At 59.2% G+C, this 23,325-nt stretch carries 22 protein-coding genes; 18 read left to right on the top strand and 4 right to left on the bottom strand.

What is annotated here, in order from left to right:
* The first annotated feature begins 33 nt into the window (after window positions 1-33).
* Genes thrC through pheA form a run of 3 tightly spaced genes read left to right on the top strand, consistent with a single transcriptional unit; the run spans window position 34 to window position 2,986 of the window.
* A complete protein-coding gene (gene thrC, locus ACFFK0_RS08885) occupies window positions 34-1,107 on the top strand; it encodes a threonine synthase (RefSeq protein ID WP_377469765.1) in 1,074 nt (357 codons plus the stop codon).
* Window positions 1,104-2,084 carry a homoserine kinase gene (thrB, locus tag ACFFK0_RS08880; protein ID WP_377469764.1) on the top strand — a complete coding sequence of 327 codons (981 nt, stop codon included), beginning with the start codon at window positions 1,104-1,106 and terminating at the stop codon, window positions 2,082-2,084. The genes thrC and thrB overlap by 4 nt, the downstream gene beginning before the upstream one ends.
* Window positions 2,081-2,986, top strand: coding sequence for a prephenate dehydratase (gene pheA / locus ACFFK0_RS08875; RefSeq protein ID WP_377469762.1), 906 nt, complete (start codon window positions 2,081-2,083; stop codon window positions 2,984-2,986). Before thrB ends, pheA begins: the two co-directional genes overlap by 4 nt.
* 77 nt (window positions 2,987-3,063) lie before the next feature.
* Here pheA and ACFFK0_RS08870 read toward each other — a convergent pair whose 3' ends face one another.
* Entirely contained in the window at window positions 3,064-3,651 is a 588-nt protein-coding gene (locus ACFFK0_RS08870; protein WP_377469761.1) for a TetR/AcrR family transcriptional regulator, read from the bottom strand.
* Between the two features lie 128 nt (window positions 3,652-3,779).
* Between ACFFK0_RS08870 and ACFFK0_RS08865 the strand changes: the two genes are divergently transcribed.
* The 10 genes from ACFFK0_RS08865 (at window position 3,780) to yajC (ending at window position 15,116) form a co-directional block, all read left to right on the top strand.
* Entirely contained in the window at window positions 3,780-5,465 is a 1,686-nt protein-coding gene (locus ACFFK0_RS08865) for an MFS transporter (RefSeq protein ID WP_377469760.1), read from the top strand.
* Window positions 5,466-5,568: 103 nt separating this feature from the next.
* Window positions 5,569-7,314 (top strand): LysM peptidoglycan-binding domain-containing protein, encoded by a 1,746-nt coding sequence (locus tag ACFFK0_RS08860; RefSeq protein WP_377469759.1) that lies wholly within the window; start codon window positions 5,569-5,571, stop codon window positions 7,312-7,314.
* Window positions 7,315-7,399: 85 nt separating this feature from the next.
* On the top strand, window positions 7,400-8,080 hold the full coding sequence (locus ACFFK0_RS08855; RefSeq protein ID WP_377469758.1) for a BofC C-terminal domain-containing protein: 681 nt from the start codon (window positions 7,400-7,402) through the stop codon (window positions 8,078-8,080).
* Window positions 8,081-8,207: 127 nt separating this feature from the next.
* Window positions 8,208-8,711: a crossover junction endodeoxyribonuclease RuvC gene (ruvC, locus tag ACFFK0_RS08850; protein WP_377469757.1), complete on the top strand. Its 504-nt coding sequence runs from the start codon at window positions 8,208-8,210 to the stop codon at window positions 8,709-8,711.
* A complete protein-coding gene (ruvA, locus tag ACFFK0_RS08845; protein ID WP_377469755.1) occupies window positions 8,708-9,334 on the top strand; it encodes a Holliday junction branch migration protein RuvA in 627 nt (208 codons plus the stop codon). The genes ruvC and ruvA overlap by 4 nt, the downstream gene beginning before the upstream one ends.
* 23 nt (window positions 9,335-9,357) lie before the next feature.
* Complete coding sequence (gene ruvB, locus ACFFK0_RS08840; protein WP_377469951.1) at window positions 9,358-10,362, top strand: Holliday junction branch migration DNA helicase RuvB; 1,005 nt, start codon at window positions 9,358-9,360, stop codon at window positions 10,360-10,362.
* Between the two features lie 31 nt (window positions 10,363-10,393).
* Window positions 10,394-12,511: a SpoIID/LytB domain-containing protein gene (locus tag ACFFK0_RS08835; RefSeq protein WP_377469754.1), complete on the top strand. Its 2,118-nt coding sequence runs from the start codon at window positions 10,394-10,396 to the stop codon at window positions 12,509-12,511.
* Window position 12,512: 1 nt separating this feature from the next.
* Window positions 12,513-13,607, top strand: a complete 1,095-nt coding sequence (gene queA, locus ACFFK0_RS08830) for a tRNA preQ1(34) S-adenosylmethionine ribosyltransferase-isomerase QueA (protein ID WP_377469753.1) — start codon at window positions 12,513-12,515, stop codon at window positions 13,605-13,607.
* 15 nt (window positions 13,608-13,622) lie between these two features.
* Window positions 13,623-14,762: a tRNA guanosine(34) transglycosylase Tgt gene (gene tgt, locus ACFFK0_RS08825; protein WP_377469950.1), complete on the top strand. Its 1,140-nt coding sequence runs from the start codon at window positions 13,623-13,625 to the stop codon at window positions 14,760-14,762.
* Window positions 14,763-14,777: 15 nt separating this feature from the next.
* Complete coding sequence (gene yajC, locus ACFFK0_RS08820) at window positions 14,778-15,116, top strand: preprotein translocase subunit YajC (protein WP_377469752.1); 339 nt, start codon at window positions 14,778-14,780, stop codon at window positions 15,114-15,116.
* 177 nt (window positions 15,117-15,293) lie between these two features.
* Here the strand turns inward: yajC and ACFFK0_RS08815 are convergent, their stop codons facing one another.
* Window positions 15,294-16,133: a phosphatase PAP2 family protein gene (locus ACFFK0_RS08815; protein WP_377469750.1), complete on the bottom strand. Its 840-nt coding sequence runs from the start codon at window positions 16,131-16,133 to the stop codon at window positions 15,294-15,296.
* A gap of 74 nt (window positions 16,134-16,207) precedes the next feature.
* Window positions 16,208-16,597, bottom strand: coding sequence for a TIGR04086 family membrane protein (locus ACFFK0_RS08810; RefSeq protein WP_377469749.1), 390 nt, complete (start codon window positions 16,595-16,597; stop codon window positions 16,208-16,210).
* Window positions 16,598-16,732: 135 nt separating this feature from the next.
* Between ACFFK0_RS08810 and ACFFK0_RS08805 the strand changes: the two genes are divergently transcribed.
* Both ACFFK0_RS08805 and ACFFK0_RS08800 read left to right on the top strand, forming a co-directional pair.
* Window positions 16,733-18,040, top strand: coding sequence for an ArsB/NhaD family transporter (locus tag ACFFK0_RS08805; RefSeq protein ID WP_377469747.1), 1,308 nt, complete (start codon window positions 16,733-16,735; stop codon window positions 18,038-18,040).
* Window positions 18,041-18,142: 102 nt separating this feature from the next.
* On the top strand, window positions 18,143-18,874 hold the full coding sequence (locus ACFFK0_RS08800; protein WP_377469746.1) for a YetF domain-containing protein: 732 nt from the start codon (window positions 18,143-18,145) through the stop codon (window positions 18,872-18,874).
* 68 nt (window positions 18,875-18,942) lie between these two features.
* Here the strand turns inward: ACFFK0_RS08800 and spoVB are convergent, their stop codons facing one another.
* Window positions 18,943-20,514, bottom strand: a complete 1,572-nt coding sequence (gene spoVB, locus ACFFK0_RS08795) for a stage V sporulation protein B (protein ID WP_377469744.1) — start codon at window positions 20,512-20,514, stop codon at window positions 18,943-18,945.
* 167 nt (window positions 20,515-20,681) lie between these two features.
* Between spoVB and ACFFK0_RS08790 the strand changes: the two genes are divergently transcribed.
* The 3 genes from ACFFK0_RS08790 to secF all read left to right on the top strand — a co-directional run bounded on the left by ACFFK0_RS08790 (window position 20,682) and on the right by secF (window position 23,317).
* Window positions 20,682-21,056 (top strand): post-transcriptional regulator, encoded by a 375-nt coding sequence (locus tag ACFFK0_RS08790; protein ID WP_377469743.1) that lies wholly within the window; start codon window positions 20,682-20,684, stop codon window positions 21,054-21,056.
* Between the two features lie 112 nt (window positions 21,057-21,168).
* Window positions 21,169-22,410 carry a protein translocase subunit SecD gene (gene secD, locus ACFFK0_RS08785; RefSeq protein ID WP_377469742.1) on the top strand — a complete coding sequence of 414 codons (1,242 nt, stop codon included), beginning with the start codon at window positions 21,169-21,171 and terminating at the stop codon, window positions 22,408-22,410.
* On the top strand, window positions 22,400-23,317 hold the full coding sequence (gene secF / locus ACFFK0_RS08780; RefSeq protein WP_377469741.1) for a protein translocase subunit SecF: 918 nt from the start codon (window positions 22,400-22,402) through the stop codon (window positions 23,315-23,317). The genes secD and secF overlap by 11 nt, the downstream gene beginning before the upstream one ends.
* Window positions 23,318-23,325 lie beyond the last annotated feature (8 nt).

Below are 23,325 nucleotides of genomic sequence, written 5' to 3'. Positions count from 1 at the left end.
AGATAATCACACTAAAGGAGAGAGTGGAAGACGATGAGATATATGGGGCTTATTCAAACGTATAAAGACTATTTGCCGGTGAACGAGCGCACGCCGCTGCTGACGCTGCAGGAGGGCAACACGCCGCTTATCCGCGCTGAGAAGCTGTCCGACGAGCTGCAGCTGGACATTTATTTCAAGTACGAGGGACTGAATCCGACAGGCTCGTTTAAAGACCGCGGCATGGTGATGGCTGTAGCAAAGGCGATGGAGGAAGGCTCCCGCACGATCATGTGCGCTTCCACCGGCAATACGTCGGCTGCGGCTGCAGCATATGCGGCGCGCGGCAACCTGAACTGCATCGTGCTCATCCCGAACAACAATATCGCGCTCGGCAAGCTGGCGCAAGCGATCATCTACGGCGCTAAGGTCATTGCCATCGAGGGCAACTTCGACCGCGCGCTCGAAATCGTCCGCGAAATTACGGCAAAGCATCCGATCACGCTGGTGAACTCGGTGAATCCGTACCGGATCGAAGGCCAGAAGACGGCGGCGTTCGAAGTATGCGACCAGCTCGGCGAAGCTCCTGATTATTTGGCGATACCGGTCGGCAATGCCGGTAACATTACGGCGTATTGGAAAGGGTTCAAGGAGTACCAAGCGGCAGGCCGCTCCTCAAAGCTGCCGAAGATGATCGGCTTTGAGGCGGAAGGCTCCGCAGCGATCGTGCGCGGAGAGCCGATTCCGGATCCGGAGACGGTCGCAACGGCGATCCGTATCGGCAATCCGGCGACTTGGGACGGTGCCGTGAACGCCGCCCGCGACTCCGGCGGCCAAATCAATTTCGTTACGGACGACGAGATTCTGCACGCATACCGCACGATTGCAGCGAAGGAAGGCGTGTTCGCCGAGCCGGCATCCGCGGCTTCGATCGCCGGTGTGATGAAGCTGCATAAGGAAGGGTACTTCAGCAAAGGCCAGAAGGTCGTATGCGTATTGACCGGACACGGCCTGAAGGATCCGAACATTGCGATCAAGAGCGTTGCCGGCGGCGATCCGCTCGTCGTGAAGGACTCCGAAGAAGCGGTCATGGCGGCGATTGCGAAGCTGGAAGGCGAATCCCGATGATCCCCCAAAGGGTGCGGGTTCAAGTGCCCGCTTCCACGGCTAATTTAGGACCGGGCTTCGATGCGCTCGGAATGGCTCTTGAGCTGTATGGATGGATCGATATGAGCATTGCGGAGAAGACGGTCGTTACGCTGTACGGAGAACAGATGAAGGGGCTGCCGACCGATAAGAGCAATCTCGTGTATCAGGTCGCCCAGCTCGTCTTCGAGGCGGCGGGCGAACCGGCTCACGAGCTCGATATCGCCATGTACAGCGACATTCCGCTGACGAGGGGGCTTGGCTCCTCCGCTTCGGCTATTGTCGGCGCCTTGGTCGGTGCGAACGCGCTGATCGGCGGGAAGCTGAGCGGCTATGAGCTGTTTCAGATCGCCTCGCGGCTGGAGAAGCATCCCGACAACGTCGGGGCGTCGCTCTTCGGCGGCATTGTCGCAGCTTTCTGGGACGGCGAGCGTGCCGAGCATATCCGGCTGGAGCCGGACGACCGGCTGGAGGCGCTCGTCGCCATCCCGTCGTTCCAGCTATCGACGGAGAAGGCCCGCCACGCGCTGCCGCAGCAAGTATCGATGAGCGACGCCGTGTTCAACCTCAGCCACGCTTCGCTATTGGTCGCCGCATTCGCAACCGGCAATTTGCCGATGATCTCCCAGGCGATGAAGGATGCGCTGCATCAGCCTTACCGTGCCGCTCTCGTGCCGGGCATGGAGACGATTTTGCGCGAGGCGACGGAGCATGGGGCGCTGGGCATTGCGCTCAGCGGAGCGGGTCCGACGATGCTGGCGCTGGTCGACGGCAGCTCCGGGCAAGCGTCTAAGGAGAAGCTGGAGCGGTTTCTGGTGGAGACGTTCCGGGCGGAAGGCGTACAGGCCGACACGATGTGGCTGAAGCCTTCGCCGCAGGGCGCAGCCGTTTCCGTGCTGCGTGAGACCGATCTCTCGCTGGAGCTCATTTCGCAAGGCAAAGGGGAAGTGCGGGCATGAAGCGAATCGCTACATTAGGTCCGGCGACGTTCTCCGAAGAATCGGTTCAGTATTACTTCGGAACGGAGCAATATGAGTATTTGCCCTTTAAAGGGATTGATGAGGTGTTCGGCGCAACCGTTAACGGAACCGCCGACTACGGCGTTATTCCGATCGAGAATACGCTGGAAGGCTCCGTCCGCAACCACCTGGATACCATCGTACACGAGGTCGACTTGCCTATTCAGGCGGAGTGGCTCTATCCGATCCGGATGAATTTGCTCGGCCTCACGGCAAGCTCTGCAGAGGAGAGCGGTGCAGGCGGCGACCCGGACCGGCCGTACGCGGGCATTCGCAAAGTGCTGACCCATCATGCCGCGCCGGCGCAATGCAGCGTATTCTTGAAGACGCACCTGCCGCACGCGCAGGTCGATATCGTCAGCTCGACCGCCGAAGGAGCGAGACTCGTCCGCGAGTACGGTGACCCGTCCATCGCCGCGATATCTCCGCTGGCGCCGGCAAAGCTGTACGGCTTGAACGTGCTTGCGCCGGACATTCAGGACCACGATGCAAACGTAACCCGCTTCATCATGATCGGCCGAGAGCCGATCGCCCTGACCAACCGCGAGGGGCTGCCCAAGACGACGATTCTCGTTCAGCTTGCGGAAGATTTCCCGGGAGCGCTGCATCAAGTGCTGGCGGCTTTCGCATGGCGGCGCATCAACCTGACCCGCATCGAATCGCGTCCGACCCGCAAGAAGCTCGGCAGCTATTACTTCTACATCGAAGTGGAAGGCTCGCTCGACTCGGTGCTGATTCCGGCTGCGCTGGAAGAAATCCGCGCCATCGGCTGTCAGGTGCGGCTGCTCGGCAGCTATTCGAGCTATACGTTCGAGGCATCGACGGTTCGCAGTAAGGCATAATCGCACATAAACCGCGCTGAAGAGGCATTTGTCCTCTCGGCGCGGTTTTTCGCTTTGCGGCCCCGCAGCCGCCCGGATCAGCCCCGCTCGATAAATCCGGGAATATGCTCCTTCAGAAGCAGCAAAGCCGCCTTATAAAATTGATCGCCAATGGCCCTGGTGCGGTACATGTAGGATGTCATGACGGCACCGCTGTACAAAATTTCCAATTGGGACGCCAAGGCCGCAGCATCCGTCGCACCGGACTCGCGAGCCATTTCCGTTATCAACGCCCAGGCCTCCCGGCGCGATTCGGTCGCGCGTTTGTGTCCGGGGAACTCTGCATCCGGAAACTCGACAATCGTATTCATGAACGGACAGCCGCGGTAGTCCGGCGACGCGATCCGCTCGGCGAAGCCGCGGAACAGCTCGCGCAGCTGCTCGCCCGGCTGGCCGGGATGGTTGCGCCGCGCCGCTTCAATCCGATCGATGCTGCGCTGATGATAGACCTCGAGGAAGGCGACGACAAGGTCGTCCTTCGTGGCGAAGCTGCGGTAGAAGCTCGCCTTCGCCACCCCCGATTCCGCTATAATCCGATCGATGCCGACCGCCCGAATCCCTTCCCGGTAAAATAAATCCGCCGCCACCTGCAGTATGCGATCTCTCGCCGATAATTTCTTCTCCATCCAGCGTCCACTCCCGTAAGCAAGAAAAAAATGGATTGACACGAGACAGATCTGTCTGTATCATTCGTTACTAGAAATGAGACAGATCTGTCTCCCTCATCATATCACACGTCAAAGGAGAATGCACGATGTCTACGCGAAATACGGTGCCAGCTGCAAGCGCCGTCCAAACGCCGGTATTGCCCGAGGCGCAGTCTGGACGCCGAGCCTCGACCTTACTGGCTGTCGTACTGCTGTCCGTCTTCTTGCCGGTCGCCAACATCTTTATCGTCAATGTCGCCGCTCCATCGATTCAGCTTGCTTTACACGCCAGCTTCGCCGAGGTGCAGTTCCTCATCGCCGGCTACACGGTCGCCTATGCCGCTGCGTTAATTATCGGCGGACGGCTGGGCGACCGCTATGGCCGCAAGCGGATGCTGCTCGTCGGCGTGGCGGGCTTCACGCTTGCCGCTCTGCTGTGCGGCCTGTCCACCGGCGTCGGCATGCTGCTCCCGCTCCGCGTCATACAAGGAGTTTTCGCCGCTATGATGGCGCCGCAGGTGCTGTCGCTCATCCAGGCGAACTACGCGCCGGAGCGGCGCGCGGCCGTCTTCGGGCTGTACGGCGCCGCTCAAGGCGTCGCAGCGACGAGCGGCCAGCTCATCGGCGGTCTGCTGCTGCACTGGAATCCGCTTGATCTCGATTGGCGGACCGTATTTTTCTTCAGTGTGCCGGTCGGCTTGCTGATCCTTTGCCTGCTTCCGAGCATCGGGGAATCCAAGAGCGCCGATCGCTCGAAGCTGGACATCGCGGGGGCCATATTGGCGGCGGCAGGTATCGTCATGCTTATTTATCCGCTCGTGCAAGGGCAGAAGGAAGGCTGGCCGGCCGGCCTGATCGCCTGCCTGGCGTTGTCCGTCCCTGTGCTTGCCGGCTTCGTCTGGTATGAGCGAAGGCTCGCTCGCATAGGCCGAGTTCCGTTTATGAACGTCGGTTTGTTCCGCCAGCGCAGCTTCTCGTTCGGGATGCTGGTCGTGTTCGTGCTGCTTTGCTCGCAATCCGCGTACTTTCTCGTCTCCGCGTATTTTCTGCAAATCGGACTCGGTTTTACGGCGCTGAAGGCCGGTCTCGTTATTTTACCGATGGGGGCGGGGTACTTTGCCGCATCGCTCTATTCGGCGAGAGCGGCGGCGAAGTTCGGTCCGCACGTGCTTACGGCCGGTGCGGTGCTGACGTCGCTCGGCTATGCGCTGCTGGCCGCCGCCGTCCATCGGACGGGGACCGATTTTGCAGGCTATGAATGGATTCCGGTTTTGGCCGTGCTGGGACTGGGGCAGGGAGCGATTGCGGCGCCGCTGACGAATGTCATTCTGGCGAAAGTTCGGGCGGCCGATATCGGCTCGGCATCCGGCATTCTAACCACAGGCATGCAGGCGGCGTTCGCAATTGGCATTGCGCTCACCGGCCTGCTGCTGCTGAGCTTGATGAGCGGGAATGCCGATGCCGTCAGCCAGCGTCTGGCGCCTCAGCTTGTGGAGCGTCTGGGGGCTTTGCAGACAAGCGAGGCGCAGAAAGCGGAGCTCGCCGCAAAGTTTCGCAGCTGCTATGGCGAATATGCTCATTCGAGCGACCCGTCCGTGCTTCCGGACAGCTGTAAGACAGTTCTCACCAATGATGCGTTCGGCATGGTTATGGCTGCCCATCTGAAGCTGGCGAACGCGGCAAATTACGCCTACGCCTTCGAAATTTGTCTTTATGTGCTTGCTCTCTTTACGGCAGCGCTGATTCCGCTTGTGCTTGGCGTCATCGGACGAAGGCGGGCAGGCGGGATTTGAAGAGGGAAGTCATATTTTTCATTGAAGGAGACGTCAAACGCCCATTTGCCGCATAGGATGGTGATAAGATGCATGAAACACATCCTTAAAGGGAGGTTTGACCTTGAAAATTCATATCGTCAAACTCGGAGAAACGCTCGTTCAGCTCGCGGCAAAGTACGGAGTCGAGCTTGCAAAGCTGATCGCGGCCAACCCGCATATTTTAAACCCGGATAAGATCGAGACAGGAATGAAGATCAAGGTGCCAACGGCTCCGAAGCCGCTTGAGCCTGCGGAAGGCACGTATGCGTTCAAGCATGTAGTAAAGCAGGGCGATACGCTGTGGAAGCTGAGCAAAGCTTGGGAAGTAACGCTGCAGGAGCTGATCGCGGCCAACCCGCATCTGAAAAATCCGAACGTGCTGTTGACCGGCGAAGTCGTCTATATTCCGAAAAAGAATCATTCGCCGGCAGCTCCGATCGAGGGCGGGGCGCCTGAGACGGACAATTTGAATCCGGATGAGCATCCGTTCACGCCGATTGGCGAACCGCCCGGGGCATCCGGCGAAGCGACGCAGCCTGACGGTGTCGTGACGGAGCCGCAAATGCAGGCGCCTGCAGCGGGAGACGCTGCGCCGGGCTTGCATACCGGTGACGTAACGCCGGGTTTGCATACCGGAGACATATCGCCGGGTTTGTATACCGGAGACATCGTGCCGGGCTTGCATACCGGGGACAGTGCGCCCGGTCTGCATGCGGGGATACCGCCGCAGCCGCAGGAATGGCAGGGCGTTCCGGAAGGGGCGCCGCCGCAGGAATGGCAGGGTATGCCGGCGGATATGCCGCACATGCAGCAGCCGTTTACAGGGCCGGGAGCTGAGGCAGGCGCTCCGTCCGACTGGTGGAGCTATGAGCCGCTGATGCCGCATGGGCAGGCGGCGCAAGCGGGAGCATACGCGCAAGCTCAGTATGGGATGCATTTCCCGCAGCATCCGCAGGCGCAGTTCCCGCTGCCGGGGCATCCGCAGGCGCAGTTCCCGCTGCCGGGGCATCCGCAAGCGCCGATGCTGCCGCAGGCACCGCTGATGGCGGAACCTTTCGCCGGATTGCAGGGATGGGAGCAGCCGCAGGTGGTTCACCCGTTCGCGCAGGCCAACGTCCCGGCTGTGGAGGCGTTCGATCAGGCGCAGCCTGAATTCCCGAGCATGCCGCAGCAGCCGTTCGAGCAGTTTGCGGCGCCGTACGGCATGTATCCGCCGCACGGCTCGGCGTTTCCGCATACGTATCACGAAGCGCTGGCCACACCGTATACCTACGGCAGCGGGTTTGCAGACCCTCATGCACCGGCTCATGCGTACGCCCATGCTCTTGCCCACGATCACGCTAACGCCCATGCTCATGCTCATGTTCACTCTCACGCATATGCACCTGCGAATCCGTTCAGCTGCTGCTCCGGACCGAAGATGGCCTTGCCTTACGCTGCCGAAGGAGCGATGCCGTATACGGCGCCGCTGATGGCGCCTTATGTAACGGCAGCGCCGATGCCGTCCGAGCTCATGCCGCCGGAGCATTTGTACGCTCCATATCCGGCACACGGAGCGGAGCTTCCGGTATATCCGACGGATGCTCCGGGCGGGCAGTACGAGTTGGAAGGCCTGAAGATCGATGAGAAGGAGGCGGAGCTCGACGTGACGATCGATGCTCCGAAACCTCGGGGCAAAACCAAATCGCTCCCTGTCGCGCCCGCGTCCGTCCGCCGCACGAAGCCGCTCTCAGACAGGGAAAAGCTGAGCGTATACCTGCGCTCGCTCCGCCAGAACGCACCGGCGAAATCGCGCCGCCAGCCGAACCTGCCTTGGATTAACGTGTAACCGAAGCCTATCCGCGTATATCCCCTTCCGAAATGGTAAAACTATAGAAAAATACCATGGACGGAAGGGGATTCTCATGTTCGCGATGAACCTTTGGAAACAGCTGAAGCGTCGGCTGCGCACAAGGCGGCGCTGGCTGGCGCTCGGAATATTCGTATTGATCGCGGCTGGGGTGACGATAGTAGCGGGTCAAATTCGGCAAAGCCGGGAAGACGGAGCCGACGATGCTTCGGCATGGAGCGCGTTTGCGCCGATCGTGCAAAACGACGATGCGAAGAAGCTAGCGGATACGCTGGCCGCAATCGAACGCGAGGGCAAAGCGCGCGAGGTCGTGATTTTGAAAACGTACGTATGCGGCGACGAGCGGCAGAAGCTTGGCATTTTGCCTCCGGGCGGAATTCGGAAGCTTCACCAGGAGCATCCCGACTGGCCGCTGACGCTGGAGGAGGACGGCACGGCGGCGTTCCACCAGTCGATCGACGACCTGTCTCCGGCCTGCAAGGAAACCGCGTATTTCGGCATCGACGATAACGGCAACTTGACCTTGTTCGACGGAGAGCCCGACCGGGATCATGTGATCCGAACGTTTTTCCAATTGAATATTCATCATCTGGAAAGCTCGCTGCCGCAAGACACGGTCAATCACCTGTACAGCGGCATCCGCGTGGGCGATCTCGCCGAGTACAACAGCGTATTGTCCACGTTCAGCGATTTTGCGGTCGAAGAAACGCAGAGGGCGATGAATCCAGAGCCAAACGAGAGATAGCCGGGACTTCCCGAGTCTATCTCTTTTTGTTTCTCCATGCTATAATGGCAGGTGTACATATGTTCGCGTTTTTGACTTTTTATTGACAGCCTTGGCAAGGCCCGCGGAAAATGGGAGTGGTAGCGGATTGCGTATTATGGGAATCGACCCGGGGATTGCGATCGTCGGCTTCGGCTTCGTCGACAAGCTCGGCAGCAAGCTGACGCCCGTGCAGTACGGCTGCATAACGACGGAGGCGCATACCGACCCGGGACTGCGGCTGAAGCAGGTATACGACTCGGCCGTCCAGCTGATCGAGATGTACAAGCCCGATGCGGTGGCGATCGAGCAGCTGTTTTTTAACCGCAACGTCACGACGGCGTTCACCGTCGGCCAGGCGCGGGGCGTGCTCATTCTCGCCGCCGTCCAGCAGGGGCTGCCGGTGGCTGAATATACGCCGATGCAAGTGAAGCAGGCGATTGTCGGCTACGGCAAAGCCGAGAAGAAGCAGGTGCAGGAGATGGTGCGGATGTTTCTCAAGCTGTCCGCCGTCCCGAAGCCGGATGACGTAGCGGATGCGCTCGCGGTGGCGATCTGCCACGCCCATTCGTCGGCGCTGCACGATAAAGTGAAGGGAACTATGAAGCGATGATCGATTATTTGCGCGGGCGGCTGGCCGCCCGGGAGCTGGATTATATTGTGTTGGACGTCCACGGGATCGGATACCGGGTGTTTTGCCCGAATCCGTTCGAATCGAGACTGAAGGACGGGGAAGAAACGACCTTTTACATTCATTATCACGTTCGCGAGGACGCCCACCTGCTGTTCGGATTTCCGACCCGGGAGGAGCAATCGCTGTTCCGGCGGCTGCTTGAAGTGACGGGGATCGGTCCGAAGGTGGCGCTCGGCGTGCTGGCCGGCGGACGTCCGGAGACGATCGTAGCGGCGATTCAGCAGGAAAATGTGGCGTTTCTGATGAAGCTGCCCGGCATCGGACGCAAGACGGCGCAGCGTATTATCCTCGATTTGAAGGATAAGCTGGGTACGGGCAGCATCGTGGATACGGTTGCGGCGATCGGGCTGGAGGGCGAGGCGGCGGCGTCTGCGGGAGCGGGCGGCACGGCTTGGAACGAGGCGAAGGAAGCGCTGCAGGCGCTCGGCTATACGGAGGCGGAAGCGGACCGCGCTTGGGCGAAGATCAAAGCGAAGGCGGAAGGCGCTGCCAGCGACACGCTCGTGAAGCTGGCGCTCCAGGCTTTATATCAAGGAACATAAATAGCGGCAGGTAGGTGACGCAGGTGGAAGACCGGCTTATTTCGGCACAGTTTATGATGGAGGATCAAGCGGTCGAGTTTTCCCTCCGGCCCCGCTATTTGGCGGAATATATCGGACAGGCGCAGGCCAAGGAAAATTTGAAAATTTATATCGAGGCGGCAAAGCTGCGCAAGGAAGCGCTTGACCATGTGCTGCTGTACGGGCCGCCGGGACTCGGCAAGACGACGCTGTCGAACATTATCGCCAACGAGCTCGGCGTCAACATTCGCACGACGAGCGGCCCGGCGATCGAGCGTCCGGGCGATCTGGCTGCGATCCTGACGAATTTGCAGGAGAACGACGTGCTCTTCATCGACGAGATCCACCGGCTGCACCGGACGGTCGAGGAAGTGCTGTATCCGGCGATGGAGGATTACGCGCTGGATATTATTATCGGCAAAGGCCCATCGGCGCGGTCCGTGCGCCTTGATCTGCCGCCGTTCACGCTCGTCGGCGCGACGACGCGGGCGGGGCTGCTGTCGGCGCCGCTGCGTGACCGGTTCGGCGTCGTCAGCCGCCTGGAATATTACACCGTCGATGAGCTGACGTTCATCGTTTCGCGCGCGGCGGATATTTTGCAGGTGCAGATCGTCGGCGAAGCGGCCCGCGAAATCGGCAAGCGTTCGCGCGGTACGCCCCGTATCGCCAACCGGCTGCTAAAGCGGGTGCGGGATTTCGCCCAAGTGCGGGGCGACGGCGTCATTACGCTGGACATCGCCCGCATGGCGCTCAAGCTGATACAGGTCGACGAGCTCGGCCTCGACGAAGTCGACCATAAGATGCTGCGCGCGATTATCGGCTCCTTCCAGGGCGGTCCGGTAGGACTCGATACGATTGCCGCCACGATCGGGGAAGAGAGCCAGACGATCGAAGACGTGTACGAGCCGTATTTGCTCCAGATCGGCTTCCTGCAGCGGACGCCGCGCGGACGCGTAGTGACGCCGCAGGCTTATGCGCATTTGAATATACCGATGCCGGATCGAAGCTAGTCCGCGCCGGACGGAAAGGAATGCAGATAGCATGTTGAAGCGCTTCTTCACCTTAAAGCATCGTAAAATTACGGCCGCGGCAGTGACCGCGGCTGCTTTGTTCTCCATGGGCGGCAGCGGCGGCTACACGTACGCTGCAGTGCCCAAGCTGGAATCGATCCGGGTTGCGCTCATACTGGACGGCAAAGCCGGCGCCGGGATTCCTTATGCGACGCTTACGGGCGCGCAAGGACTAGATATCGGCGTAAGGACGCCGCAGGCGGTGCAAACGTGGGTAAGCGCTCCGGCTGGAGCGCGGTTTTCGCTCGATCAATACGCTGTTCTCGTACTGGAGACACCGGATTGGACGCTTGCGCGGCAGACGGCGGACAAGCTGCCGGCCGACCCGGGACAAGGGGCGGTCATCTGGAGCCGCAGCAAGCAAGGAAAGGCCGTCTATCAAGTTGCGTACGGAAACTACAACGATATCGGTTCCGCCACGGCAGCGCGCGACAAGCTGACCGGCAGCGCGCAGCTGGCCGGGGTCGTGAAGCCGGGCTCACCGCTGCCGCTGATCGGTCCGCTGCACGTGGCGGCGGGAACGTTTGCGGCGGAAGCCGAGGCGCTGAACCGGCAAGCGGCGGCAGCCCAAGCCGGCTTGGACGCCGATATTGTGCTGCAGGCGGATGCGGCAGGCAAGGTGAGCTACTCCGTTTGGATCGGCAGCGCGGCGACGCCGCAGGCGCTGACGGCGCTGCAGCAGCAGGCGGCCAAGCTGCTGCCGGGCGTTCCGCTGCAGCCTGCCGCTCCGGCAGCGCCGTATATGCTGCGCCGCATTGAGGCGACTACAGCCGCGAACGTCACGGATACGCACTATGTGATCGGGGGAGCGGAAGCCAAAGTTTGGGTGCAGCCGAAGCAAGCCGGCGGAGCCGTTACGTTCAAAGAGCGATTCGAACGCTCTTACCGGGGGGCGCTCGAGCTGAGCCTGCAGGGCTCGGCGCTTGCCGTCGTAAACGAGGTGCCGATCGAATCGTACGTCGGCTCCGTCGTCGGCTCCGAGATGGGCACCGGCTGGCCGGCGGAGGCGCTCAAGGCGCAGGCTGTCGCCGCCCGTACATATGTTCTTAAGCAAGGGCTGAAATACGGCATCGCCCATGTGTCGGACACGACAGTGGATCAAGCTTACAAGGGAACCGCCACAGAGGCGGCGGACGTCGCGGCGGCTGCGGCAGCGACGAAGGGAGAAGTTCTGGCAGACAGCGCCGGTACGTTAATTGCCCCTTTGTATTCATCTAATGCAGGAGGACTGACCGCAGACCCGACGGAAGCTTGGGGGAATACGTCAACCTATTTAAAGAGCACGCCGAGCCCCGACGACGGCGCAGCGAAGAACAAAGCGTTCTGGTACCGCGTGTCGCTGGAGGATGGAACGATCGGCTACGTCCGTTCCGACTATCTCAAAGATACGGGAACGAAGAACGGGATCGGACTGGCGGTGTACTCAGCGACGGAGAGCGGGGTTAACGTCAGGCCGGCGCCGACGACGGACGCGTCTTCCGTTCCGCTCGGCAAGCTGAATGCCGGCGACCGCGTCACCGTGTTCGGACAAGCGCAGGAGTCGAATGCATTCGCTTGGCAGCGGGGGCCGCTCAATGCGGAGGCGCTGCAAAGAAGCTTGGGCGAGTACGGATTGTCCGGCAAGCTCGAGTCGTTGGAAGTGTCGAAACGCGGCCCTTCCGGCCGCGCCTTGGAGCTCAAGGCGAACGGCCAGCCGCTGAAGCTGCCATACCCGGACGCCATTCGGACGGCGCTTGGCGGGCTGCCGAGCACCCGGTTTGAAATCGAAGAGACGGGACGTTATACTATTGTCGGAGCGAACGGAACGAACCGCCAGCTGCCGGATGCAGGCGGAGCGCCGCTTTACGCGGTCAGCGCAGGCTCTTCGGCGGCGAAGCCTCTCGGCGATACGATGGTGGCGCTGCAGGGCGACGGCTCGGTCCGCGTGCTGTCGGCGAAGCCGCAATTCGTCTTTACCGGCAAAGGCTTTGGTCATGGGGTCGGGATGTCGCAGTGGGGAGCCCGCGGGTATGCGGAGCTCGGCTACGATTACCGCAAAATCTTGCAAACGTACTATAGCGGCGTTTCGATATTAAAGGACGGATCGTAAAATGAACGTGGACCTGTTTGATTTCGATTTGCCGGAGGAACTGATCGCTCAGACGCCTCTTGCGAATCGGACATCGTCCCGGCTGCTCGCCTTGAATAAGGCGACGGGCGAGACGGAGCATCGTCAATTTGAAGATTTGCTGCAGTACATACAAGCCGGCGACCTGCTCGTGTTGAACGATACGCGAGTCATTCCCGCCCGGCTTTTTGGCGTCAAGCGGGACACCGGAGCGAAGGCGGAGCTGCTGCTGCTCAAATCTCTCGGCAGCGACCGCTGGGAAACGCTGGCGAAGCCGGGGAAGCGGCTGCGCGTTGGCGCCGTGATCGATTTCGGCGAATCCGTCGAAACGGTACAGGGGGAGGGAGATGGCGACGTACGGAGCGTCATTCCGAATCCGCTGCTGACGGCGATCGTCGAAGAGGAGCTGGACATGGGCGGACGCATCGTCCGTTTTGAATACCGCGGCATCTTCAATGAGCTGCTGGACCGGCTAGGCCATATGCCGCTTCCTCCGTACATTAAAGAAACGCTTCCGGATCGTGAACGGTACCAGACGGTATACGCGAAGCATGAAGGGTCGGCGGCGGCGCCTACGGCCGGGCTGCATTTTACCGAGGAGTTTTTGGGCAAGCTGGTAGATAACGGTGTTCGCCTCGCTTACGTGACGCTGCATGTCGGTCTCGGCACGTTCCGTCCGGTGTCGGTGGAGACGCTGGAGGAGCATGAGATGCATGCGGAGTTTTATGTGATGCCGGAGGAGACGGCGGCGCTGATAAACGAGACGAGAGCCGCCGGCCGGCGTGTCATCGCCGTAGGTACGACGTCGGCACGGACGCTGGAGACGGTGGGGCAGCGGTGCGAGGAAGAAGGAACGCCGATTCGCGCGATGCAGGGGTGGACGAGCATTTTCATCTACCCGGGTTATACGTTTCGCGTCGTCGACTCGCTGCTGACAAACTTCCATTTGCCGAAGTCGACGCTGATTATGATGATCAGCGCTTTGGCCGGACGGGAACAGGTGCTGGCTGCTTACCGCGAGGCGGTGGAGCGGAGATATCGGTTTTTCTCCTTCGGCGATGCCATGTTCATTTATTAACCAGAAGCGGACGTGATCAGAATGGCTATTACTTACGAACATATCAAGACGTGCAAGCAGTCCGGCGCAAGATTGGGCCGCGTGCATACGCCTCACGGCTCGTTCGATACGCCGGCGTTCATGCCGGTCGGGACGCAGGCGACCGTCAAGACGATGAGCCCGGAAGAAGTGAAGGAGATGGGCGCGGGGATCATTCTCAGCAACACCTACCATCTGTTCCTGCGGCCGGGGCATGAGACGATCCGCAAAGCCGGCGGATTGCATAAGTTCATGAACTGGGATCGGGCGATTCTGACCGACAGCGGCGGTTTTCAGGTGTTCAGCCTTAGCGAAAACCGCAAAATCAGCGAGGAAGGCGTCGAATTCCGCTCCCATCTGAACGGGGACAAGCTGTTTCTGTCGCCGGAGAAGGCGATGGAAATTCAGAACGCGCTCGGTTCGGATATTATGATGGCATTTGATGAATGTCCGCCGTACCCAGCGACATATGAATATGTTAAGGCGTCGACGGAGCGGACGAGCCGTTGGGCCGAGCGCTGCCTGGCCAGCCATGCCCGCAAAGACGATCAAGGCTTGTTCGCCATCGTGCAAGGAGGCGCTTTCGAGGACCTGCGCAAACAGAGTGCCGCCGATTTGACTTCCATGGATTTCCCGGGTTATGCTATTGGAGGACTCAGTGTGGGCGAGCCCAAGCACGTCATGTATGAGGTGCTCGACTATACGACGCCGCTGCTGCCGCAGCACAAGCCCCGGTATTTGATGGGGGTAGGTTCGCCGGACGCATTGATCGAGGGCTCCATCCGGGGCATCGATATGTTCGACTGCGTGCTGCCGACGCGTATTGCGCGCAACGGGACATGCATGACGTCGGGCGGCAGACTCGTTATCCGCAACCAGAAGTATGCGGAAGACTTCGGTCCGCTCGATCCGGAATGCTCGTGCTACACGTGCCGGAACTACAGCCGCGCGTACATTCGTCATTTAATCAAAGCGGACGAGACGTTCGGCATCAGGCTCACGACGTATCATAATTTGCATTTTCTTCAAGAGCTGATGAAGAACGTGCGGCAAGCGATTCAGGAAGATCGGCTGCTCGATTTCCGCGACGAGTTCTTCGCCCGTTACGGGCTGAACGACAATGACAAAGGATTCTAGAAAGGGTGGGTTCAGATGAATACCATTTTACTAGCTGCCGACCCGGCTGCACCGGCTGACACGACGACGAGCTTGCTCTACACGTGGGGACCGCTTGTCCTCATGTTCGTAGTACTGTACTTCCTGCTCATTCGTCCTCAGCAAAAGCGTCAGAAAACACGCAATCAAATGCTGAACTCGCTGAAGAAGGGCGACAAAGTCGTAACGATCGGCGGTTTGCATGGTACGATTCAAGAAATTACCGACGATACCGTCGTGCTCCGCGTCAACGATGTGACCCGCATGACGTTTGACCGCTCCGCAATCAACTCCGTGACGGCGTCGGCTCCGTCTCCCGCTTCGAAGAGCGAGTAAACGGATACATCGAAGGCGTATTCGGATGATTCCGACAGCGTATACGAAACGAGCATCCTTCGGGGTGCTTGTTTTTTTGTTGCGGGTTAAAAAAGGAAACTACCGGAATCCCGCTTCATCGATGTACGCAGCAAAAAGCCCCTCTCCAACTGGAGAAGGGCGCATCCGAACAGCCGTTTACTTGGTAAACCGTTCCCTCACTCTCTGGGGCATCCATGAGACGCCGAACGCCGTACGGCCTTCGCTCCACAGCAGCGCCATCGCCGCGGTAAACCCGCCGAGCAGCAAGCCGCCGCACATATCGAACAGCCAGTGAATGCCGAGATAGAAGATCGTGAATATGATAAACGCCGCAGCCGCGCAGCAGAACCATTTCCAGAAACGGTTATTCGATCTTAATGCGATCAGTGCCATCGCAACGGAGATTGACGTATGCAGGCTAGGAAAGCAATTGTCGAGTCCCGACATCGAGCGGTACTGCGTCTCGAACGTCGGAAACACGTCCAGCATGAGAAACCGCACCTGCGGATGGAACGACCACACCTCATTGACCGGAAAAAACAAGTAGAACGGAATCGCTATCATGTAGTTCAACAACAGCGCATAGCAGATGGCATACACGAGCTTGACCTGTTTGCCGTACGTGTAAATGCCGATCGCAGCAAAGATAAGCACCGGGAAAACGACGACATAGGCGTACGCGGACAGCGCCGTCAGCCACGGCTGCTCCAGCGTGTGCTGCAGCTTGGCGACGAAATCTCCTTCCAGCCTCGACACGAACGGCGTAAAGTCGGAACGGGAGGGCATATGCTCCTCAATCCACAGCTCGATTTTATTAATAAACATAACGCTGCACATCATGACAAAATGAAGCCGGTATTTGCGCGACCGTATCATCTCCTGAATAAAGCTGCCGATAGGAGCGAGAGGGTTCGTACGGAGCGACACAAACAGCAGAAAAAAAACCGTGACGGCCATATAGATCGTGGCTTGCGTCATCGATTGAAAGAGCGTCATCTGAAGTTCCCCCTGCGGTGTTTACGATTTCTTTATATTACACCGGACAAGGAGAGTTTACAAACTCTACATATTTATTTCCGTGTGTTGACCCCCAGCATTCCGCCAAGCGCCCCCGCCGCAAAGGCGCCGCCAAGCAGCGCGAGCGCCGCCCAATTCAAGCTGTTGTCGAATGCGAGGAAGCCGACGATGCCGACCGTTACGGCGTACAGCGCCCCGAGTATGCCGCCTTGATACCAGCCGCGGCTGCCGGAACGCTTCCCGGCTACCCAGCCGCCGATGAAGATGGACAGGCCGTGAACGATTTTGCCGTATGTAGGTAAAGAGCTTTCCTGCACATTGGACCACAGCAGCAGAAGCGACACAATTAACGTACCGGCAGCCATCATGACAAAGGCATACAGCAATCCGGACAGCAGCGGTGAAGCGATGCGGACTTGATTGACCTTATTGATCGGATTCATAAGCGAGACCACCGTTCCTTTCGACCGTGCATGGATTTGTCATCATCTTATGGTCAAGCTCATAAAAATAGTACAAGATTATGGACGCCTTTCCGCTGTGTCCTGTATAATTTGCGACAAGAGAGGAGTTGCACCATGTACGAAATTTCTGCACAAGCGGCTGCTTGGCAAACGGCGGGCGCTGCGGTTGTGTTTGCGGCAATCGTATTTTTATTCATATGGGAACGATGGCATCGCGGGCTCGTCGCTATATTGGGTGCCGCCGCCGTCATTCTGATCGGCGCCGTCCCGCTGTCCAGTCTTGCGAAATGGCTCCATCTGCCGTTCATTGCGCTCGTGATCGGCATGTCGGCGATCGCCGGCGTCGCGCAAAAATCGGGACTGATGGCGGTTCTTGCCGTCCTCTTGACGAGAGCCGGCGGCGGAGGACCAGGCCGCACGGTCGGCCTGCTGCTCTTGGCGACAGGAGCGGCGGGAGCGCTGCTGGACCCGGTGGCCGCTGTGCTGACGCTTATTCCGGTCGGTCTCCAGCTTGGCAGCCTGCTCGGTTTAAGGCGTTCGCCGCTGCTGTTCGGCCAAATGCTGGCAGCATCGCTCGGCGGGATCGTCACGCTGAACGGCTCGCCGGTCAATATGCTGATCAGCGCCGCCCATTCGTTTACTTACATAGATATATTGCTTCATATCGGCTTGCCGGCGCTTGCCCTGCTGGTCGCCTTTACTGCAATCATGGCCATCATCTACCGGGGCCGCGCCAGGCCGGAGCTGCTGCTCGACGCAGCGGAATGGAAGCCGCGGGCTTGGCTTCGCGAACCGGTGCTGCTGCGCGGCAGCGCCGTCGCGCTGGGGGGCGTTACGCTTGTGTTCCTGCTGCATCACTGGCTGCCGGTGCACCCGGGATGGGTTGCGCTGATTGCCGCGGCCGCACTTGTCGCATTCAGCCGCAAGCGGTATGACGTGCGGGAGCTTGTCGAGGATGTGGACTGGCGCACCGCCTCGTCGCTGCTTGGCTTATTCGTGCTTGCCGGGGCGTTGGCTGAAACCGGCGTCATCCACGCGCTCGCGCAAGGCGCCGCCGAGCTGTCCGCCGGCTCGCTGCCGCTGCTCGCCGTGCTGCTGCTGTGGCTGAGCGCCCTGCTGGCGGGGGCGCTCGGCCCGCTGCCCGTAGCTGCACTGCTCGTGCAGCTGATCCCGGCGCTCGCCGGCGTCGTGCCCGCCGCAGCAGCGGATGCAGCGCAGCTGCATCCGCTCTACTGGGCGCTCGCGCTCGGCACCGCCCTCGGCGCCGCGGCATCGCCGCTCGGCGCCCCGGGCAACGTCGCCGCCATCGCGATGGCGGCGCGCGCCAAGGAGTCGGCGACCGTCGCCGACTTCCTGCGCTGGAGCGCCCCGGCCGCAGCCGGCGGTCTGGCGCTCGCCACGCTGTATACGCTCCTGCAATAGGGAGCGCTGCCAGCATTTCAACAACGCTTCAGCCGCATGGCGCATCCAAGGAACGGTCAGAATACCAGTAAACTCGATAACCTTACCGGGAGGCGGGTCAACTTGGGATTTCTGGCCGTTTTTTTACGCACCGTCGTCATGTACGTCGTCGTGTTCATGGTGCTGCGAATGATGGGGAAGAGGGAAATCGGCAAGCTGTCCTTGTTCGATCTCGTCATCTCGATCATGATCGCCGAGATCGCGGTGTTCGTCCTGGAGGATATGCAAAGGCCGCTGTCTGACGCGATATACCCGATGCTGATTCTTGTTGCGATTCAAATTACGATGGCGTATTTGAGTCTCAAGAGCAAGAAGCTGAGGGATTGGGTGGACGGCAAGCCGAGCTATGTCATTGAGAACGGTAAGCTGAACCGCGAGGAGATGGCGAAGCAGCGCTACAACCTGGACGACCTTCTTCTGCAGCTGCGCGAGAACCGGGTCGCCAACGTCGCCGACGTCGAATTTGCCATCCTGGAGCCGTCCGGCAAGCTGACGACGCTCACGAAGGAGGAGTTCGGCAAGGCCGGCTCGGCACCCGCCGCCGCTTCCCGCGAGCCTTCGGGACAGGAACGGCGCGGCGAAGCGCCGCCGGGACCGCCGGCGATCCGGTACGAAGGACTGCCGCTGCCGCTCATTATGGACGGCAAGGTGCAGGACGACAACTTGGCCAAGCTCGGGAAAACCCGCTTTTGGCTCAAGAACGAAATTCAAGCGAAAGGCGCCAAAGATTTCAAGGAAGTGTTCTTCTGCTCGATTGATCACAGGGGACGAATTTTTATGGATCGGAAACGGTGAAAGGGCGCCCGGGCGCCCTGATTTTGTATATGAAAGTTATGGGGAAGGGGGGCTCAAATACAAGCAGTTTACGTTCTACGCCAAATCTTCCGTCCCCAACGCTTCATGCGCTGTACGTCCGACGTATCGATCAGCCCCATCCAGACGACCATCATCACATACACGGTCATACCGAGTGCAGCCGAGCTCAGGAACCGGATCCATCCGCTGTCCGTCCAGCCTACAGCCATCACGGCGTAGCTGCTAAGGCCGCTCACGGCCATCGCCGCACCGATCTTGACGAAATCGGGCAAATTCATCGAAAATTTCAAGGCTCTTACGACACTGCTCCAATGCAGCAGCGTAACCAGCACGATGTTGACGTTGATGGCGAAGACGGCGCCCTTAATTCCTAGCTCCGGCTTGCTCGCCAGTAAGGCGATGAGGCCGAGCTTGATAACCGAGCCGATCAAGGTGTTGACCAGAGCGGAGCCTGGGCGGTCCAGCGCTTGAAGAGCGGCCTGCAGCGGTGCTTGAAAATAAATGAACACGGCGACGGGAGCCATCATCTTGAGCAGTACGCCGACATTCGGCTGGTTATACAGGTAGACGCAGATCGGATCGGCGAGTACATACATCAGTACGCCGAACGGCGCTCCCGATACAAGGGCCAGGCGCAGCGACTGGCGCAGCAGCTTATGGATCGTGTCCATATCTTTGCGGGCCGCCGCTTCGGACAAGGATGGAATGAGCGATACGGAAAGCGACGAGGTGAGCGCGCTCGGCAGCAGTAAAATCGGAATGACCATGCCTTGCAGGGCGCCGTACTGTGCTGTAGCCATCGCAGTGGAAATGCCGGCCACGGCCAGCGCTTGCGTAATGAAAATGGATTCCAGCAAGTACGACGTGGCGCCGACCAGCTTGCTGCCGGTGATCGGGACGGAAATTTTGAGCATTCGTCTGAGGCCGGACAGGCGCCGCACCGACGTGGACGTGCCGATCGTAGCTTGTACCTTCGGTGCGCTTGCTTTGACGCTTTCCCGGTAATGATACAGGAGCAGCAGCAAACCGGCCAATTCGCCGGCAAGCACGCCGAGCATGGCGCCGGCTGCAGCCACCTCAACGCCGTACGGGAGCAGCACGTAAGCGCCGGACAGCATCATGATGATGCGCACGATCGTTTCCGCCGTCTGCGATGTCGCGGTGGGAATCATATTTTGCCGGCCCTGGAAGTAGCCTCGAAAGACGGAAGAAACGCCGATCAAGCCGATAATAGGGATCATACACAGAAACGTGTAATACACCCGGTCGTCCGTCATCAGGCGGGTTGTAATCCACTCCGCTCCGATCAGACAAAGTGCGGTAAAGAGTACGCTCAAAGAGCATGTGATCGCCAGCGCCAGCTTCAAAATGCTGCGGATGCGCCTTTCGTTGCGCTCGGCCTCGGCTTCGGCTACAAGCTTGGCGACGGCGACGGGAATACCGCCGGTGATGAACGTCAGTACGACGATCAGGAACGGCCATACGATTTGATACAGGCCGACGCCCTCGGCGCCGATGACGCGCGGGAGCGTAATTCTCGGAACAAAGCCGAGAAGACGGTTCACCAGCCCGGCGGCGAGCAGGATCAATGTCCCTTTAATAAACGATTGCTTGCTCACACGTCATCCCTCTTCCGTCGATAAACAGTCTTGTACAACCATATGCGGAAACTAGCGGAGCTCATGCACAGATTTTGCGGACAAGGGGCCGGGCAGGCAGGAAAACGGGCATACTTCGGAGAAGTACATAAGTAACAAGCGAGGCATTGTGGAACGGAGGAAACGCGATGAATGAACGCGATGACGTGATCCCTGCTGATGGAGCGGCTGAAGGAGCGACTGAAGAAGCGCCTGAAGGAGCGGAACAAGCCGGGGAGAATCGGCAAAACGATCAAGCGGACGGCGAAACCGGCGGCGAGCTTCTCAGCGACGGCGAGCTGAACGAGATGATCGAGCATATTTGCAACAGCAAAGCCGAGGAATTTCGGATGCTGGGGTACGAGCACGTGACCGGGCGCGAAGTGTGGGACTGCGTCAGCGACAAATATGAGAAGAAGGGGTATCCGCCGCTGCATCAAATTGTGAACGATATTTTATCTCTCAAGTCGACGCAGTTCATGAACTGGATGACGATGAGCATTTACCGGAGCGCCCAATCGTAATCGATTGGGCTTGATTTATGCCTGCATCGCCATATTTCGCCGTAAATTGACTCGATTTTGGGCGCTAGGTATAATAAGTACTATTGAGTATCGAGAGGAGACCTGCTCGCAAATGAACGTGAAACGTTTTATGGCCTTTCTGCTCGTAGTGGTGATAACCTTCGGGATCATCGGCGGGACAAGCCCGTGGATATTGAAGAACATCCGCCTGGGACTCGATCTGAAGGGCGGATTTGAAATTTTGTACGTGGCGGAGCCGCTCACGCCCGGCCAAACCGTCACGCGCGATCTGCTGACGCGAACGGCCGAAAGCTTGGCTCAGCGTGCCGACAAGAGCGGCGTCGCCGAGCCGGAGGTGACGACGGAAGGCAATGATCGCATTCGCGTACGCCTTCCCGGCGTAGCGAACCAGGAGGAGCTTCGCAAGACGCTCGCCGAGCCTGCGCAGTTGACATTCCGAAGCGGTGCGCCGGATTTCAAGACGATTGAATTGCTCGGCACCGATTTTGTGGAAAATGCGGCAAGAGTCGGCTATGACCAAGCTAACCGGCCGCAAATTGAAATTAAGCTGAAGAGTGCCGAGAAGTTCAGCGATCTGACCAAGCGTCTGACCGGGCAGCCGCTCGCCATCTATTTGAACGACGTGCAGCTGTCCGCTCCGGTCGTGAACGGCGAAATCCCTGGCGGCACAGCCGTAATTACAGGCAATTATACGTTCGAACAGGCCAAGGAGATTGCCGATACGATCAATCTGGGGGCGCTTCCGCTCAAGCTGACCGAGAAGTATTCCCAGACGGTCGGCGCGTTGCTCGGCTTGCAGTCGCTGCACGAAACGACGGAAGCGGCGATCATCGCATCCGTCATTATTTTGCTGTTCATGCTGATCGTTTATCGCGTGCCGGGCATCGTCGCCTCCATCGCGCTGATCTCGTTCGCCTGGCTGCTTCTGATCGTCATGGTAGCGATGAACGCTACGCTGACGCTGCCGGGGATCGCGGCGTTCGTCCTCAGCGTCGGTATCGCCGTCGACTCCAACATCATTATGGCGGAGCGGATCAAAGACGAAATGCGGAGCGGGAAGAGCATCATGTCGTCCTTGAGGGCGGGCTCGAAGCATTCGTTCCGAACGATCATCGATGCGCACGTGACGACGGCACTCGCGGGGATCGTGCTGTATGTGATCGGCACAGGCTCGATCAAGGGCTTTGCCTTGACGCTGCTGCTTAGTATCGTGCTGAATATTTTAACGAACGTCTTCTTCTCCAGATGGCTGATGCATCTGCTTGTCCGCAGCAATTTGGCGCAGAAACCGGGACATTACGGGGTAAAGGAGTCGGAAATTCATGCGCTATAATTTTCAGTTTGACATCGTTAAGCACCGGCGCAAATTTTTCGCGCTCTCGATTATCATTACGATCCTTGGCCTATTGTCCCTGGCGATCTTCAACTTAAATTACGGGGTCGACTTCAAGGCAGGTACGAACTTCGACATCAACGTCGGTCAAACGACCGATCAGGCGAAGGCGCGAGACGTGCTGACGCAAGCCGGATACACGCCCGCATCGCCGCCGACGATCGGCGGGACGAATAGCGACCGCGTTACGGTTCGTTTCGACAAGGTGATGAGTCAAGAGGACGAAACGAAGATCGGTGCGGCATTCAAGTCCGCCTACGGCGATCAAGTATCGATGGAAGTCAACACGGTCGATACCGAAATTGCCAGAGAGATGGGACGGAATGCCATTATTGCCGTTCTGGTCTCCACCATCGGCATCGTCATTTACGTCAGCATTCGCTTTGAATGGCGATTCGCGATTGCGGCCATCGTTGCTCTGCTGCACGATGCGTTCATCGTCGTCAGCTTGTTCTCGATATTCCGACTTGAGGTGAATTTGCCGTTCATTGCGGCGGTGCTTACGATTATCGGTTACTCGATCAACGATACGATTGTTATTTTCGACCGGGTCCGGGAAAACCTGCGCTTCGCGAAGCTGAAGACGTTCCAGGATTTGGCCGATCTTGTAAACCGAAGCATCTGGCAAACGCTGACGCGTTCGATCAACACAGTCGTGACCGTCCTCATCGCCGCATTGTGCTTGTTCATTTTCGGCTCGCCGGCGATCCGCCTGTTCTCGCTCGCCATGATCTTCGGCTTGATCAGCGGTACGTATTCTTCGGTCTTCATCGCAAGTCCGATCTGGCTCGTACTGAAGAACCGCTCGCTCGGTTCTAAAGCCGCCAATGCCGCCGTAGAAAAATAATAACCGAG

The organism is Paenibacillus chartarius (assembly GCF_042432825.1).
Lineage (GTDB): Bacteria > Bacillota > Bacilli > Paenibacillales > NBRC-103111 > Gordoniibacillus > Gordoniibacillus chartarius.
The sequence above is the reverse complement of the archived record's forward strand: the minus strand, read 5'-3'. Positions and strand labels throughout refer to the sequence as shown.

Bases quoted from the DNA above. Each gene is read 5' to 3' on its own strand.
- yajC (WP_377469752.1), top strand. From the start codon at position 14,778: ATGAATACCATTTTACTAGCTGCCGACCCGGCTGCACCGGCTGACACG.
- ACFFK0_RS08805 (WP_377469747.1), top strand. From the start codon at position 16,733: ATGTACGAAATTTCTGCACAAGCGGCTGCTTGGCAAACGGCGGGCGCT.
- thrB (WP_377469764.1), top strand. From the start codon at position 1,104: ATGATCCCCCAAAGGGTGCGGGTTCAAGTGCCCGCTTCCACGGCTAAT.
- ACFFK0_RS08790 (WP_377469743.1), top strand. From the start codon at position 20,682: ATGAATGAACGCGATGACGTGATCCCTGCTGATGGAGCGGCTGAAGGA.
- ruvA (WP_377469755.1), top strand. From the start codon at position 8,708: ATGATCGATTATTTGCGCGGGCGGCTGGCCGCCCGGGAGCTGGATTAT.
- secD (WP_377469742.1), top strand. From the start codon at position 21,169: ATGAACGTGAAACGTTTTATGGCCTTTCTGCTCGTAGTGGTGATAACC.
- ACFFK0_RS08810 (WP_377469749.1), bottom strand. From the start codon at position 16,597: ATGAATCCGATCAATAAGGTCAATCAAGTCCGCATCGCTTCACCGCTG.
- ACFFK0_RS08855 (WP_377469758.1), top strand. From the start codon at position 7,400: ATGAACCTTTGGAAACAGCTGAAGCGTCGGCTGCGCACAAGGCGGCGC.
- ACFFK0_RS08870 (WP_377469761.1), bottom strand. From the start codon at position 3,651: ATGGAGAAGAAATTATCGGCGAGAGATCGCATACTGCAGGTGGCGGCG.
- ACFFK0_RS08865 (WP_377469760.1), top strand. From the start codon at position 3,780: ATGTCTACGCGAAATACGGTGCCAGCTGCAAGCGCCGTCCAAACGCCG.
- secF (WP_377469741.1), top strand. From the start codon at position 22,400: ATGCGCTATAATTTTCAGTTTGACATCGTTAAGCACCGGCGCAAATTT.
- pheA (WP_377469762.1), top strand. From the start codon at position 2,081: ATGAAGCGAATCGCTACATTAGGTCCGGCGACGTTCTCCGAAGAATCG.
- queA (WP_377469753.1), top strand. From the start codon at position 12,513: ATGAACGTGGACCTGTTTGATTTCGATTTGCCGGAGGAACTGATCGCT.
- ACFFK0_RS08815 (WP_377469750.1), bottom strand. From the start codon at position 16,133: ATGACGCTCTTTCAATCGATGACGCAAGCCACGATCTATATGGCCGTC.
- ACFFK0_RS08835 (WP_377469754.1), top strand. From the start codon at position 10,394: ATGTTGAAGCGCTTCTTCACCTTAAAGCATCGTAAAATTACGGCCGCG.
- thrC (WP_377469765.1), top strand. From the start codon at position 34: ATGAGATATATGGGGCTTATTCAAACGTATAAAGACTATTTGCCGGTG.